11 protein-coding genes and 1 other annotated feature (1 of these 12 cut by a window edge) are annotated in these 15,185 nt (G+C 39.5%); of the genes, 7 read left to right on the top strand and 4 right to left on the bottom strand.

Annotated features, from left to right (window positions below):
* Positions 1 to 24: 24 nt before the first annotated feature.
* From HCJ30_RS07075 to HCJ30_RS07045, 7 genes are all read left to right on the top strand, one after another.
* Complete coding sequence (locus tag HCJ30_RS07075; protein ID WP_185391535.1) at positions 25 to 3,243, top strand: DEAD/DEAH box helicase; 3,219 nt, start codon at positions 25 to 27, stop codon at positions 3,241 to 3,243.
* Positions 3,243 to 3,665, top strand: coding sequence for a general stress protein (locus HCJ30_RS07070; protein ID WP_011702443.1), 423 nt, complete (start codon positions 3,243 to 3,245; stop codon positions 3,663 to 3,665). Before HCJ30_RS07075 ends, HCJ30_RS07070 begins: the two co-directional genes overlap by 1 nt.
* Positions 3,666 to 3,688: 23 nt before the next feature.
* The gene (locus HCJ30_RS07065; RefSeq protein ID WP_185391534.1) at positions 3,689 to 4,492 is read left to right on the top strand and encodes an STAS domain-containing protein; all 804 of its coding nucleotides are present in this window, start codon (positions 3,689 to 3,691) and stop codon (positions 4,490 to 4,492) included.
* Between the two features lie 154 nt (positions 4,493 to 4,646).
* Positions 4,647 to 7,349 carry an aconitate hydratase AcnA gene (gene acnA, locus HCJ30_RS07060; protein ID WP_185391533.1) on the top strand — a complete coding sequence of 901 codons (2,703 nt, stop codon included), beginning with the start codon at positions 4,647 to 4,649 and terminating at the stop codon, positions 7,347 to 7,349.
* 100 nt (positions 7,350 to 7,449) lie between these two features.
* Positions 7,450 to 7,683, top strand: a complete 234-nt coding sequence (locus tag HCJ30_RS07055) for a hypothetical protein (protein ID WP_185391532.1) — start codon at positions 7,450 to 7,452, stop codon at positions 7,681 to 7,683.
* A 12-nt stretch (positions 7,684 to 7,695) separates the two neighbouring features.
* Entirely contained in the window at positions 7,696 to 8,277 is a 582-nt protein-coding gene (locus HCJ30_RS07050; protein WP_185391531.1) for a DNA-3-methyladenine glycosylase I, read from the top strand.
* Complete coding sequence (locus HCJ30_RS07045; RefSeq protein ID WP_185391530.1) at positions 8,274 to 9,248, top strand: S66 family peptidase; 975 nt, start codon at positions 8,274 to 8,276, stop codon at positions 9,246 to 9,248. The genes HCJ30_RS07050 and HCJ30_RS07045 overlap by 4 nt, the downstream gene beginning before the upstream one ends.
* A 36-nt stretch (positions 9,249 to 9,284) precedes the next feature.
* Here the strand turns inward: HCJ30_RS07045 and HCJ30_RS07040 are convergent, their stop codons facing one another.
* The 4 genes from HCJ30_RS07040 to lap form a co-directional block, all read right to left on the bottom strand.
* On the bottom strand, positions 9,285 to 10,352 hold the full coding sequence (locus HCJ30_RS07040; RefSeq protein WP_185391529.1) for an ABC transporter permease: 1,068 nt from the start codon (positions 10,350 to 10,352) through the stop codon (positions 9,285 to 9,287).
* Positions 10,349 to 11,269, bottom strand: a complete 921-nt coding sequence (locus HCJ30_RS07035; protein ID WP_185391528.1) for an ABC transporter ATP-binding protein — start codon at positions 11,267 to 11,269, stop codon at positions 10,349 to 10,351. Before HCJ30_RS07035 ends, HCJ30_RS07040 begins: the two co-directional genes overlap by 4 nt.
* A gap of 82 nt (positions 11,270 to 11,351) precedes the next feature.
* A complete protein-coding gene (locus tag HCJ30_RS07030) occupies positions 11,352 to 11,780 on the bottom strand; it encodes a VOC family protein (RefSeq protein ID WP_185391527.1) in 429 nt (142 codons plus the stop codon).
* A gap of 122 nt (positions 11,781 to 11,902) precedes the next feature.
* Positions 11,903 to 14,503, bottom strand: a complete 2,601-nt coding sequence (gene lap, locus HCJ30_RS07025) for an adhesion-mediating acetaldehyde/alcohol dehydrogenase LAP (protein ID WP_185391526.1) — start codon at positions 14,501 to 14,503, stop codon at positions 11,903 to 11,905.
* Between the two features lie 499 nt (positions 14,504 to 15,002).
* Positions 15,003 to 15,185: a binding site (T-box leader), on the top strand (it continues 59 nt past the right edge of the window).

Genomic DNA, 15,185 nt, shown 5'->3' with positions numbered 1-15,185 from the left:
ACGGTTTTTGGGAGGAAGAAAGTAATGGAGCACTTTACAGCAATTCAAAATAAAATGATTCCATATAGTGTGAAGCAGGCTGGAAAGAAACTGATGGAAGACGGAGAAATTATTCAGTTTCGTGAAAAGGATGCATCAGACCATTTTTTAACGTATTTTATTGATCAAAATGTCGTAGAAGATGCTGGTAACGAAAATTATGCGTGTAGCTGCGCGGATTTTCAGTTGAACGCCATTTGCAAACATATCTACGCCACACATTTAAAAATGGAAAAAGAAAAGCAAAAAGCAGCCAAACAAGATTTTAAAAATCGCATTCTCACACAAGAATCAAATACGCTTCTTTCCCTTTTTCAACAAAATATGGCGCAACAATTTGAAGTGGAGGAGGATAATACGAATAAAACGCCTCTTCAAACCCAATATATTATTCGTTTAAAACCGGATGATACTAGTTATATTATGACGATTGAAGTGAAAGTTGGGACGGAACGGACCTATGTTGTCAAAAACATGAATACATTTTTAGCCGCGATTCGCGATCGGCAGTGGCTCGTATTTACCAAGAATTTCGCTTATGATCCAAATGAGCATTTCTTTGCGGAAGAAGACAAACAAATTCTTGATAAACTGCTACAAATCAGTGAAATTGCCAAAATGTATGATACGGACTCTTTCTACTGGTCAAAATCTTATGCCGAAGAGAAAAACTTAACAATTCCTCCAAGCATGGCGAGTGAGTTGCTAGAACTTCTCACTGAACGCGATACGACGTGCATTATTATGAAAGAACGCGTGGAAGATATTAAGTATCGCGGTATCAACGTGCGTCATGACAACCTTGATTTCATTTTCGAACTCAAAAAAAGTGCCGACGATAAATATCAATTAGAATTAGAAGACTTGCAGCAAGCAATCTTTTTCGAAGCTTACCAATTACTATTCTTTGACGGTACTTTCTTCATTCCAGCCAAAGAAGTATGGGAATCTTTAAAACCATTAATCGAATTTCATAAAGTAACGAAGAATGAAGTGGTACAGTTTTCCGAGTCGCAACTCAGTGAAGTCATTTCCTACGTTCTACCAGCTCTACAGAAAAGCGGGAAATTAAAACTGGATGACTCGATTGAAGACCGGATTACCCAACAACCGCTTGATTGTAAATTATTTATTGCGCTCGAGTACGGGGAGCATACGTTGCGTCTGGAATACCACTATGGCAATCAATTATTTGACCCATTTGCGACAACCGAAGAAGAAAATGAAAAAATCATGATTCGCGATGTCGAAAAAGAAGCCCGCGTGATGAATATTATCGAAAGCGCACCCGTTCATTTTTCTGGAACCAAAATGGTCGTTAACAAACAAGAAAAGGATCTCTATCAATTTTACTATCGAACCATTCCGAAACTTGCCGAGTACGCGGAGATTTATATGGAAGATGGACTCGAAGAAATGGTCGAGGAAAATGTCCGTCCAGTGACGACGCTGGATGTTTCTAGCGACAATGATTATCTGTCTGTTTCATTTGATTTCAAAGGGATTCCGGAAGAAGAAGTCCAAAACGTCCTCGAATCATTACGGGAAAAACGGAGCTATCACCGCCTTAAAAGTGGTCGTTTCTTATCTCTCGAATCAGAAAACTATAAACAAATGGAAGACGTACTCCAAATGCTCGAAGTACGTAAAAAAGACGTTCAAGCAAATATGCAAGTGCCACTTTATCGTGGTATGCAAATTTACGATATTTTAGGAGCGGGAACGCAAGACGAACATCATAAATTCAGCCGTTCGTTCCGTGAACTATTAACAGATATTACGACCCAATCCGAAGACAGCTTCACTTTACCAAAAGGTTTAAAAGCAGAGTTGCGTGATTATCAGCTGACTGGTTTTGAATGGATGAAATCACTTGCGAAATATAATCTAGGCGGAATTTTGGCAGATGACATGGGACTTGGGAAAACGGTGCAAACAATTAGCTTTTTGGCATCTGAGCTAGAGGATAATCCAAACTTAAAACCGGTCTTAATTATTACGCCAGCATCACTACTGTATAACTGGCAAAGCGAATTAGAAAAATTTGCGCCAGCTATTCCAGTGACCGTTTTACATGGGACAAAACAATCCCGGATGGCGGAAATGGAAGAGATGAAGCGAGGCCATGTGTACTTGATTTCATATCCATCGTTACGCCAAGATATTGTGCATTTTGCGGATGTTGCATTTTCGAGTGTTATTATCGACGAATCACAAGCTATCAAGAACTATCACACGAAAGCATCGCAAGCCGTACGTGCCTTGAAACGAAACCATGTATTTGCGCTCAGTGGGACGCCGCTTGAAAATAGCATCGATGAATTATGGGCAATTTTCCAAACCTTAATGCCAGGATTTTTCCCATCGTTACGCAAATTCAAAGAAATCCCTTACGACAACATCGCCAAAATGATTCGTCCGTTCTTGTTGCGCAGATTAAAACAAGATGTCGTCAAAGAACTACCAGACAAAATCGAAACAAATCTATACTCTGAATTAACCGACGAACAAAAAACAATTTACTTAGCTTACTTAGAAAAAATTCAAGCTGATTTAGAAGCAAGCAATGGCAATGCCGGCGAAGAACGAATCAAATTACTCGCGGGATTAACTCGTTTACGGCAAATTTGTTGCGATCCAAGCCTATTTGTGGAAAATTATCAAGGTGAATCTGGTAAATTACTACAGTTATTTGATACAATACAGACAGCAAGAGAAAACGGTAAACGGATTCTGATTTTCTCCCAGTTCACGGGTATGCTTTCGATTATCCGCCAGAAATTAGAAGAAGACGGTCAAACGCTTTTCTATATGGATGGCAAAACACCGTCGAAAACAAGGCTAGATATGGTTAATGCCTTTAACGAAGGAGAGAATGATATTTTCTTAATCTCGCTAAAAGCTGGCGGAACCGGACTCAACCTTGTTGGTGCAGACACCGTGATTTTATACGATTTATGGTGGAATCCAGCCGTAGAAGAACAAGCTACAGGACGGGCACACCGAATCGGTCAAAAACGTGTCGTCCAAGTGTTCCGAATGATTACTAAAGGAACGATTGAAGAACGAATTTTTGATTTACAAAAGAAAAAACAAGCACTAGTGGATGAACTTATTCAGCCAGGGGAACAAATGCTAGGAAAATTAAGCACAGAAGAAATTAAACAAATACTACAATTGGATAATGGAAGGGATGACAAATAATGAAAAAGTGGGAAGTATTCGCAGTTCAAAACGTCGCGGCAGCCGAGGAAATTATCGACAAATTAGTGAGTGAGGGCTACGAAAAAGAAGACATTTCTGTTCTAGCTAAATCAAAACACAATAAAAATTTAGAAACATTAGCAGAAAAAGAGAATATTGAAATCGAACGTCCTGTTAATGAAGAAGCATTCGGTATTATTTCTGGAATTCTGCAATCCCTAAGTGGCGCGATTGTGATTCCACAAGCTTACAATCCTAAATACGGCGCTTTATACGCAGCTGGTCCTTTTGCCAAATGGTTCTCGAAAACAGATGACAAGTCTGTAAAAAAACTACTAGAAGACTTTGACTTAACAGATGAACAAGTAAATAAAATGATTGAAAATCTACATGCAGATAACATCTTAATTTTTGCGAGATAATATCGGTGAAAAAGGAGAAGTTTATGCAGATTAAGCAATTTTTAATAGAGCGTCGTTCGATATTAGTGAATATGTTTTACGAAAATTATTACATTAATACGGACGAATATAAATTAAGACTTAGTGGTGGCGAGGCTGAAACATCTATTCGTTCACTAAGCACAGCGTCATGCGGCATGATTATTGATGTCATTACCGGCGTGAAAGAACGTGATTTTGAAAGCATCGGTAAAAGACGCTTCAATGATAAAACCGATATTCGAAAAATTCATCAACATATGAGTGAAATTGATAAATTTATTATCACTAGTTTGCTCAAATGGAAAGAAACAGAAGACGTTTTTTATACAGATGCAGATATTATTCAGTTTATGTTAGAAATAAAAGATATCTTGGCATCCATACAACAACAGCTGTTAGAAGGATTTATGCAAGAAAACAGAAATCAGGTTGCTGCTCAGCGAAAAGAAATTATTCAATTATCCACACGCATAATCCCGATTACGGATTCTATCGGCGTCTTGCCAATTGTCGGCAGTTTGGATGATGATAGAGGCTACTTTATGAAAGAAAAAGCAGTAGAATCTGCGGATAAATTGAATTTAGACACGATTGTGATTGATTTTTCTAGCGCGGTATTAAAAGATGATTTTGCGACGAAGCACATGGAAGATATGATCCAGTCTTTTAAACTTATCGGCTTAGTACCAATACTTTCTGGTATGCAACCAAGCTTTGCGCAGCGCACGATTCAAGTTGGCTCAAACATTTCCAAACTGGAATCATATGGCTCTTTAGAACAAGCATTAACCAATTTAGTTTTATAAAATAGAGATGAATGGCACTCGTTGTCATTCATTTTTTAGTTATAAGAAAAAGTTATTGAATTATAACAGATTCTCTTTGTTTACTTATCGCGCGTTTTTAAGTACAATAGATGAGAGAGACCAATCGTTTCAAGAATTGAAGGAGGAAACGTGGATGACTAATTGGAAAGAAAAAGCAAAAGCATCATTTCAACTGAACGACAAAACGTATCATTATTACAAACTTAAAACCTTAGAAGAGGACAAGCTTACAAACATCGAGAAATTACCTTATTCTGTACGTGTTTTACTGGAATCTGTATTAAGACAAGCAGATGGTCGCGTTATCAAGGATTCACACGTAGAAGACTTAGCCCACTGGTCAAAAGATGGTAATGAAGGCGAAGTGCCATTTAAACCAGCGCGTGTTATTTTACAAGATTTCACCGGCGTTCCGGCAGTTGTTGATTTAGCTTCTTTACGTAAAGCAATGGCAGATCTTGGCGGTGATCCAGAAAAAATCAATCCGGAAATCCCGGTCGATTTAGTCGTCGATCACTCGGTACAAGTCGACAGCTACGCGAATCCAGAAGCACTTAAAATCAACATGGAACTAGAATTCAAGCGCAACATGGAACGTTACCAGTTTTTAAATTGGGCGCAAAAAGCATTTGATAATTATCGTGCTGTGCCACCTGCAACAGGTATTGTTCACCAAGTTAACTTAGAGTATTTAGCAAACGTCGTGATTGCGAATGAAGTAGCAGACGGCGAATTTGTAGCGTTCCCAGATTCCCTTGTCGGAACAGATAGCCATACAACGATGATTAATGGCATTGGCGTTTTAGGTTGGGGCGTTGGCGGTATCGAAGCAGAAGCCGGCATGCTCGGTCAACCTTCTTACTTCCCGATCCCAGAAGTTATCGGCGTGAAATTACTGGGTGCTTTACCAAACGGCGCAACAGCAACCGATTTCGCACTAAAAGTAACTCAAGTTTTACGGGAACAAAAAGTAGTAGGGAAATTTGTTGAATTTTATGGTCCTGGTGTGGCGACATTACCACTTGCTGACCGTGCAACCGTTGCCAACATGGCTCCAGAATACGGCGCAACTTGCGGCTTTTTCCCAGTCGACAAAGAAGCGCTTAACTATTTAAAACTAACTGGCCGTGACAAGGAACAAATCGAACTCGTTGAAGCATATTTAGAAGCAAACGATTTATTCTTCACACCAGAAAAAGTAGAACCAAACTACACGCAAACAGTGGAAATCGATCTTTCCGCTATCGAACCAAACTTAGCTGGACCAAAACGTCCGCAAGATTTGATTCCACTTTCGAAAATGAAAGAAACATTCCGTGAATCGATTACTGCCAAAGCAGGTAACCAAGGTTTCGGACTTGATAAATCAGCCTTAGACAAAGAAGTAACGGTTACATTTGGTAATGGCGATCAATCCACTATGAAAACTGGCTCCGTTGCCATTGCAGCTATTACAAGTTGTACGAATACTTCTAACCCATACGTTATGCTAAGCGCCGGATTGGTTGCTAAAAAAGCAGTCGAAAAAGGCTTAGAAGTACCAAAATTTGTAAAAACTTCCTTAGCGCCAGGCTCCAAAGTCGTAACAGGCTATTTGGAAAAAGCGGGATTACTCCCATATTTAGAAAAACTAGGCTTTGACTTAGTTGGTTATGGTTGTACGACCTGTATTGGCAACTCCGGGCCACTAAAAGAAGAAATTGAAGAAGCGATTCAAGACAGCGATTTACTCGTTTCCGCGGTATTAAGTGGTAACCGTAACTTTGAAGGTCGAATTCATGCACTTGTGAAAGCAAACTTCTTAGCTTCACCACCGCTTGTCGTTGCCTATGCACTTGCTGGGACAACGAATGTCGACATGCTAACCGAACCAATCGGACGTAGTAATAATGGCGAAGAAGTCTTCCTAGACGATATTTGGCCAAGTTCAGAAGAAGTGAAGGCGCTTGTAGAAGAAACCGTAACGCCAGAACTTTTCCGCGAACAATATGCCCACGTTTTTGATGAAAACGAAGCTTGGAACGCGATTGAAACTACCGAAGACGCTCTATACAAATGGGATGAAAATTCCACGTATATCGCCAATCCGCCATTCTTTGACAATTTAGCAAAAGAAGCTGGCGAAGTAGAAGCATTATCCGGACTTCGAGTTATTGGTAAATTTGGCGACTCCGTTACAACCGACCATATTTCACCAGCCGGAGCAATCGGTAAAGATACGCCAGCTGGAAAATTCCTTCAAGAAGAAGGCGTGGCAATTCGTGACTTCAACTCATACGGCTCTCGTCGTGGGCATCACGATGTCATGATGCGCGGTACATTTGCAAATATCCGCATCAAAAACCAAATCGCACCAGGTACAGAAGGCGGCTATACGACTTACTGGCCAACTGGCGAAGTGATGTCGATTTACGATGCTTCTAGAAAATATATCGAAAATAATACTGGCTTAGTTATTCTTGCAGGCGACGATTACGGGATGGGATCATCACGTGACTGGGCTGCTAAAGGAACGAACTTACTTGGAATTAAAACAGTTATTGCGAAAAGCTATGAACGGATTCATCGTTCTAACCTTGTCATGATGGGTGTTTTACCACTTCAATTCCAACCAGGTGAAGACGCCGAAACATTAGGTCTAACTGGCTCAGAAAGCTTACAAGTGGAAATCGGTGAAGATGTAGCACCAAGAGACCTTGTAAAAGTAACAGCTATCCGTGAAGATGGCTCAAGCATCACTTTCGAGGCACTTGCACGCTTTGACTCAGAAGTAGAAATTGACTATTACCGTCATGGCGGAATTTTACCAATGGTTCTTCGTGGCAAATTGAAATAACTTTAAAAAGAGGCGAGCAAAAAAAGTTCGCCTCTTTTTTATTTTCACTTGCAAAAACAGAACGTATGTTTTATCATTGGTTAATAGGAGGCTTGAACAAATGAGATATCAAAAGATAAGTTTTATTTTGACCGGAATAATTGCAGCGGTAGTAGGGTATCTTATTTTCACGAGCAACTATCAACCGGACGTTCCGAACTGGCTGCTCTTTTTATTTTTAGCATTAAGCATTGCTGTGGCAGTTAGTCAGTGGAAAGAGAAACGACTAATTTGGAGTTGTATCGGCTTATTTGTGGCTGTTTTAATTAGTGTGCATTACATTTTAACTATATAGGAGGAACTCGCTTTGTCTGAAGAATTACGTTGCCCATGGTCGATTAATGACCCGTTTGAACTAGAATATCATGATGCAGAATGGTGTGTCCCGAGTAAGGATGACACATATTTATTTGAAATGCTTAATTTAGAAGGAGCGCAAGCCGGGCTCTCATGGAGATTAATTTTACATAAAAGAAAAGCGTACCAAGAAGCTTTTTTTCACTTTGATATTGATAAATGCGCGCTGCTAACGGACGATGAGCTAGCGACAATTGTTGAGGAAGCAGCCATTGTGAAGAATCGCCTAAAAGTAAAAGCGGTTCGTACAAATGCACTAGCTACGCAAAGAGTCCAAGCGGAATTTGGCTCATTTGCTAACTACATTTGGGGTTTTACAAATGGCGAACGGATTATTAACGAATGGCAAGGAATGGGAGAAGTTCCAGCTAGCACAGAGTTATCCGAAAAAATCAGTAAAGATTTAAAGAAACGTGGTTTTAAATTTGTTGGCCCCGTAATCATTTATTCTTATTTACAAGCTATTGGGATTCTCGACGACCATTTGCTTTCGTGCCCGTTCCATACGTTAAATAGGGAGGCTACTAAATGATTCCAGCAAAATTAAAACAAGGCGATGAAATTCGGATTATTGCGCCAAGCCGTTCTATCGGCATCATGGCTGAGGATCAAGTTGAGATTGCAGTTAAGCGCCTAACTGATATGGGTTTCAACGTTACTTTTGGAGAACATGTGGCTGAAATGGATTGTATGATGAGCTCTAGCATTCGCTCGCGAGTAGCTGATATCCACGAAGCCTTCAATGATTCCAATGTAAAAGCAATTTTAACAGTTATCGGCGGTTTTAATAGCAACCAATTGTTACCGTATTTAGATTATGATTTAATTTCGGAAAACCCTAAAATTTTATGTGGCTTCTCAGATATTACGGCGCTAGCAACGGCTATTTATACGCAAACTGAACTTATTACTTATTCAGGCGCTCACTTTTCTAGTTTTTCAATGGAAAAAGGGCTGGACTATGTGCTTGAATCATTTAGTGATTGTTTATTACAAAAAGAGCCATTTACGTTTAAAGAAAGTGCTGCATGGAGTGATGATGAATGGTATTTAGATCAAGAGAACCGCAATTTTATTCCAAATGAAGGACTAGTTGTTATCCAACCGGGAGAGGCAGAGGGGACCATCATTGGTGGGAACTTATGCACGCTTAATTTACTGCAAGGAACTGAATATATGCCGAATTTGGCGGGTGCGATTTTGTTTATTGAAGACGATTTTATGACTGTGCCAGAAACATTTGACCGTGATTTGGAATCGCTACTTAGTCAACCGGGTGCAGACGAGATTCAAGGGCTGGTAATCGGTCGTTTCCAACAGAAGACAGCGATGACAGCGGAGAAATTAGCTTATATCATTGAAACGAAGACGGCATTACAAAAAATCCCTGTTATATCTGGCGCGGATTTTGGGCATACACAACCAATTGCGACTTTCCCAATTGGTGGAACTGCAAGAATTGATACAAATCATACCGATAAAATTCAAATTATTAGACATTAAAAAAAGGCTGTCCAATGCGGACAGCCTTTTTAAAATTTAACTTAAAGCGACATCTCGTTTTTTGAATAAGAAGAAAGTGAAGAAAAGGATAATCGCTGTGTAAACACCTAAACCGGCAATGATTTGCCAATCTGCTAAGCCGCCAGCGATTTTGTCACCGCCAACTGTGTCATTTAGGCTAAGCAAGTTGAAGATAATCCATTTCATCCAATCGTATTTTTCAATAGCAAGAGGAAGTAGTTGGCGAATAATTCCACCTGAGAATAGTACACCAACGCCGACACCTACTGCAAGTGCTTGTGAGCGAACGACAGAGGAGAAGAAGAATGCGATAGTTGCGTATACAATCATCAGTAAGAAGTTCGTACCAAGTAGCATCCACGCATGTTCCCAAGCAGTCATCGCACCTGTTGAAGGGGATAGCGGCATGAAAATAGATTGTTTTGGTAAAATAAACGAAAAGATAAAGCTAGCTAAAAGTAAGGTGATGGAACTAATAACGCTGTAAACAATACACATGATGTATTTAGAGAACAGTATTTGACTTCTAGAGTACGGACGCGTTAGTAATAGCTTGATAGTACCGCCAGAAAACTCGGTTGCAACGATGATACTAGCTACAACAACAACGAGCATTGTCGCAACGGCTCCGGAGTTACCTAATGAAGCAAAGAAATCTGCACTGGAAATTCCAGCTGTGTTACTAGCGGGCTTTTTGCCTGCATCTGCGTAAGCTTGGTAGAAATCAATTTGTTTTTGGATCATTTCTTTTTCATCTTTGTTTGGAGCTACTTGTTTTTGGGCTTTTAAATAAGCAACAGAATCTGTTAATGATAATGTTTCGGATTTATATGTCGGATTACCATCTTTATCAGCCGAATTCCAGTATTCTTCTTCGCTGACTGGTGCACCTTTGTTATCATAATAAGCAGTAATTCCGGCATTGCTTGCGTCGCTGCCTTCTGTACCACTTGTATCTATTTTACTAACAAAGAACATCAGTAGTGCAAGGGCTAAAACGGCTACAAATAGGACGATTTGCATAATCCAACTTGATTTTCGGGAAAATAATTTGGTGAATTCATTTTTTACTAATGCTATCATACTTCTGCACCTCCACCTTTAGTTAATTCGAGGAATCGTTCTTCAAGGGAGGCTTGAAGTGGAACCATTTCTAATAAATCAATATTTGCTTGAATAATCGCGCGGGCAATTAGATGTATATCCTCATGAGCCACTTCGATTTTGAAAAGATTCTCTTTTTGAGCAACGAGTTTGACTGGGAGTGTTGGGAGAACGGTTTTAGTTGCTTCTGGATCGCTAACTTTCAATTTGTAGACAGCGACATGATTTTCAACGAGATCACTCATTTTTTCCGTATGAGTTAAAACGCCTTTATTAATGATTGCGAATCGATCCGTAATTTGTTGGATTTCGCTCAGTAAATGGCTAGAAATTAAAACAGAAGTGCCGTTTGTCGCTAAATCGCGAATCAGCGTTCTGAATTCGGCCATACCTTGTGGATCAAGTCCGTTGGTAGGTTCATCTAAAATAAGTAGAGCAGGGCTATGGATTAATGCTTGGGCAACACCTAAACGTTGGCGCATACCAAGGGAATAGGTTTTTACTTTCTGGTCAATTGCGCCTGTAAGTTTTACAAGTTCAACGATTTCACGAATGTGTTCGTCGGTAATATTTTTTTGACTCATGCGTGCGAATTGCTTTAAGTTCGCCCATCCAGACATATACATATAAAATTCTGGATTTTCAATAATCGCGCCTACTTCTGAAATCGCTGCTTTATATTCTGTGTCGACATTTTTACCATTGATAAAAACGGTACCTTCTGTGCGACGAATTAAGCCAACGATCGAGCGGATAATAGTTGTTTTACCAGCGCCGTTTGGGCCAAGTAAACCAAAAACTTCTCCTTTATGTATGTCAAAGCTGATATCATGGACAATATTTTTTTGCCCAATTTTTTTCGTGACATGTTCTAATTTTAAAACTGTCTCAGTCATGAACTCACTCCTTTTCTTCTCTCACTTCTAAAGTGTACTATTTTTTAGTTCTAAATACATTCGGCTAGAGAAGGGGGAAAAATCATACTTTAGTAGTAGACTCGTTTTCTAAGTTGAGATGCCAGTCGATGCTGTAGTGGTCGATTACTTTCGCGTATTTTGCGCCCCAAAATGTATTTTGGATTGGAACTTCGACGGTGCCGGTTTTGGAAAGTAGGACAAAAGCATGAACAAAATCTGCTTCGGAACTAAAAGTCATTGCAAGTGATAGGCGATTGCCCGCATCTGTTTCGCCTTCAAGCGTATCTGAGAAATAAAATAAATCTTTCTCATCTCTTGTAAGTCTTGCATGTAGGATTCGTTCTCCTAGTAGTTTATCTCCAGAAAATCCTTCCATCTCGTGAAAGTAACGCGTTTGCGTAATTTCTGCTTGGAACACTTTTTTATAAAAGGCTAGTGCTTCCTGAGCTTCCCCGTCAAAAGTAAAATAGGGAACTACTGCTTGTATCATTCAATCAACTCCATTCTCGTTCCATTATACTAATTTTAGTACTAAAGCGAAAGCGCAAGCCCTGGGATGGACTTGCGCTTTCTTCTAACTTTATATATTAATGGTGGACAAGTTAGCTAGTTTCAGACACCTTTGTAAGCTTCTAGGTAGATTTCTTTTAGTTCGCTTACAAGAGGTTGTTTAGGGTTGGCAGTAGTACATTGGTCCATGAATGCGCGGTCTGCAAGTGTATCTACAACAGCATCCAAGTCTTTTTTAGCAACATTTTGTCCTTTAAGACTCATGTCGATACCAACATCTTTACCAAGTTTGATGATTTCATCTACAAGTGATTTAACGCCTTCTTCTGTAGTTGCAGCAGGGAAGCCGATAATACGAGAGATACGAGCATAATCTTCATCAGCACGGAAGCTTTCATATCTTGGGAATAACGCATGTTTTTTAGGTTTAAGTGCGTTATAACGGATAACGTGTGGCATAAGGATTGCATTCGCACGACCGTGAGGAATGTGGAATTCAGGTCCAATTTTGTGTGCCAAGCTGTGGTTAATTCCTAGGAACGCATTGGCAAACGCCATACCAGCTAGGGCAGAAGCATTATGCATTTTTTCGCGCGCATCTGGATCACCAGTAAGAACGGATTCACGTAAGTTTTCAAAAACAAGTTCGATTGCACGGATGGAAAGTCCACGAGTATAATCGCTTGCCATGACGGATACATAAGATTCAATTGCGTGAGTTAGAACGTCCATACCAGTATCAGCAGTAATGTGTGCTGGAACAGTAGTTACGTATTGTGCATCGACAATCGCAACATCTGGAGTTAGTTCGTAATCAGCAAGAGGGTATTTAATGTTGTTTTCTTTATCTGTAATAACCGCAAATGGTGTTACTTCAGAACCTGTACCACTTGTTGTTGGAATCGCAACGAATTTCGCTTTCTCACCAAGTTTAGGATATTTGAAAGTACGTTTACGGATATCTAAGAATTTTTGTTTCAAGCCGAAGAAAGAAGCTTCTGGTTGTTCATAAAATAACCACATACCTTTGGCAGCATCCATTGCGGAACCACCACCAAGAGCGATAATTGTGTCTGGTTTGAAGTCTTTCATTAATTCTGCGCCTTTATAAACTGTTACGTCAGATGGATCTGGTTCCACGTCAGCAAATACTTGGTAAGCTACATCGTTGCCACGTTTTTTCAAGTGTTCGATGACAACATCAACGTATTTGAATTGAACCATTCCTGGGTCAGTTACGATAAATACACGTTCAACGCCTTCCATTTTTTGAAGGTATTGAGTGGAATATTTTTCAAAGAAAATTTTTGGTGGAAGTTTGAACCATTGCATATTATTTCTCCGATCCGCGATACGTTTAACGTTCAGCAAGTTAGTCGCACTTACATTTTGTGATACAGAGTTTTTACCATAAGATCCACAACCAAGAGTTAGGGAAGGGATGAAGCCGTTATAAATGTCACCGATACCGCCTTGTGCGCTTGGTGCATTTACGATGATACGGCAAGCTTTCATACGGATACCAAATGCTTTTTGAACTTCTTTATCCGTAGAGTGAATAACTGCGGAGTGTCCAAGTCCTCCGTATACTAACATTTCTTCACAACGATCGAATGCTTCTACTTGGTTAGCAGCTTCGATGAATGCAAGAACTGGGCTTAATTTTTCGTGAGATAGTGGGTATTTGTCGCCAACACCTTTAATTTCAGCTACAAGAATTTTTGTATCTTCTGGAACTTTGAAGCCAGCTTGGTTAGCAATCCATGCAGGGGATTTACCAACTACATCTGGGTTAAGTGTTCCTTTTTCAGGGTTGATTACGTAGCTTTCTAATTTTTTGAATTCAGCGCCTTTAACGAAGTAGCAATTGTTTGCTTCCATTTCGGCTTTTACTTCTTTAGCTACTTCTTTGTCGACGATAACTGCTTGTTCAGAAGCACAAATCATACCTTGGTCAAAAGATTTAGAAAGAATGATGTCATTAACAGAACGTTTGATTTTCGCTGTTTTGTCAATGTAAGCTGGTACGTTACCTGGTCCAACACCTAGTGCAGGTTTCCCAGTAGAGTAAGCTGATTTAACCATTCCAGCACCACCAGTTGCAAGTACAAGTGCTACTTTATCATGGTTCATTAATTGTTTTGTTGCTTCTAGAGAAGGTTTTTCTACCCATTGAATACAATGTTCTGGTGCTCCAGCTGCAACTGCTGCTTCGTATACAACTCTTGCTGCTTCAGATGAGCAACGTTGCGCACTTGGATGGAAAGCGAAGATGATTGGGTTACGTGTTTTAATAGCGATGATTGCTTTGAAAAGGGTAGTAGATGTTGGGTTAGTTACTGGTGTAACGCCCGCAACAACACCAACTGGTTCTGCAATTTCGATTACGCCAGTTTGTACGTCTTCGTTAATAACTCCTACTGTTTTGTTGTTTTTAATGCTGTTCCAAATATATTCTGTCGCGAAGATGTTTTTAATACATTTATCTTCGTATAATCCACGTCCAGTTTCTTCTACTGCTAATTTTGCAAGGGGCATATGTTGGTCAAGTCCGGCAAGCGCCATTGCGTGTACGATATTGTCTACTTGTTCTTGGTTGTAACTTTCAAATGCTTTCAATGCTTTTTGTCCATTGTCTGCTAATCTGTCAATCACTTTTTGAACTTCTAATACTTCTTGGGCCGCATTTTCTTTAATTGCCATTTTCCAGAACCTCCTAATATTTGTTCGGGACTCAAAATGTCCATAGTAGACTTTTAACGTCCCTGATAATCCAAAAAAATTTAGCTTGTTGCTGTGCCGTATTCTTTTGTTTTATTTGATTACACCGTTAGTATAATCCATCAATAAAAGTTTGTCCAGTGTTTCACGTGAAAAACTTCACAAATAAACAAAGATGGTTGGATAGTCCTTGTTCGATTTTGTGTTTTGGTTAATTGGGCATAGATAGTAGGTATGGTTTAATGGGAGAGGATAAACAGTTTTTAACGAATTATTGCTTTTATTTAGGCGTTTGCAAAAACAAATAAATATATTTGCATAGAGATAATGTCATGCTTACTTCTTTAAAAAAGGGATATTGGGTTTATAGTTCTTTTTTCTTACTTGTTTATTAGTTGTTGTTTTAAAACCTTTTCATATTAGTTGGTTTTATTTGCTTGACTTTCGGGATTTTCTTCTGTAAGATGAACACAAGTAAAAAATGATAGCATTGAAGAAGAGTAAGTAGCATGATGAAAGTTTTTAGAGAGCTGACGGTTGGTGAAAGTCAGTAGCGGACATGATGTGAATGGACTTCTGAGCTCTGATCTGAAAGGATTTTCTTAGTAGGATACAGCGATTAGGCCTTATCGTTACACAAGGCGCCCATTCGGAATTTGGATGG

Origin of the sequence: Listeria cossartiae subsp. cossartiae (assembly GCF_014224155.1) — a bacterium.
GTDB classification, from domain to species: Bacteria; Bacillota; Bacilli; order Lactobacillales; family Listeriaceae; genus Listeria; species Listeria cossartiae.
Note: the sequence above shows the minus strand (reverse complement) of the source record. Positions and strands in the feature narration are given on the sequence as shown.

Coding starts and splice junctions, on each gene's coding strand:
- HCJ30_RS07055 (WP_185391532.1), top strand. CDS start 7,450: ATGAGATATCAAAAGATAAGTTTTATTTTGACCGGAATAATTGCAGCG.
- acnA (WP_185391533.1), top strand. CDS start 4,647: ATGACTAATTGGAAAGAAAAAGCAAAAGCATCATTTCAACTGAACGAC.
- lap (WP_185391526.1), bottom strand. CDS start 14,503: ATGGCAATTAAAGAAAATGCGGCCCAAGAAGTATTAGAAGTTCAAAAA.
- HCJ30_RS07075 (WP_185391535.1), top strand. CDS start 25: ATGGAGCACTTTACAGCAATTCAAAATAAAATGATTCCATATAGTGTG.
- HCJ30_RS07045 (WP_185391530.1), top strand. CDS start 8,274: ATGATTCCAGCAAAATTAAAACAAGGCGATGAAATTCGGATTATTGCG.
- HCJ30_RS07065 (WP_185391534.1), top strand. CDS start 3,689: ATGCAGATTAAGCAATTTTTAATAGAGCGTCGTTCGATATTAGTGAAT.
- HCJ30_RS07040 (WP_185391529.1), bottom strand. CDS start 10,352: ATGATAGCATTAGTAAAAAATGAATTCACCAAATTATTTTCCCGAAAA.
- HCJ30_RS07070 (WP_011702443.1), top strand. CDS start 3,243: ATGAAAAAGTGGGAAGTATTCGCAGTTCAAAACGTCGCGGCAGCCGAG.
- HCJ30_RS07035 (WP_185391528.1), bottom strand. CDS start 11,269: ATGACTGAGACAGTTTTAAAATTAGAACATGTCACGAAAAAAATTGGG.
- HCJ30_RS07030 (WP_185391527.1), bottom strand. CDS start 11,780: ATGATACAAGCAGTAGTTCCCTATTTTACTTTTGACGGGGAAGCTCAG.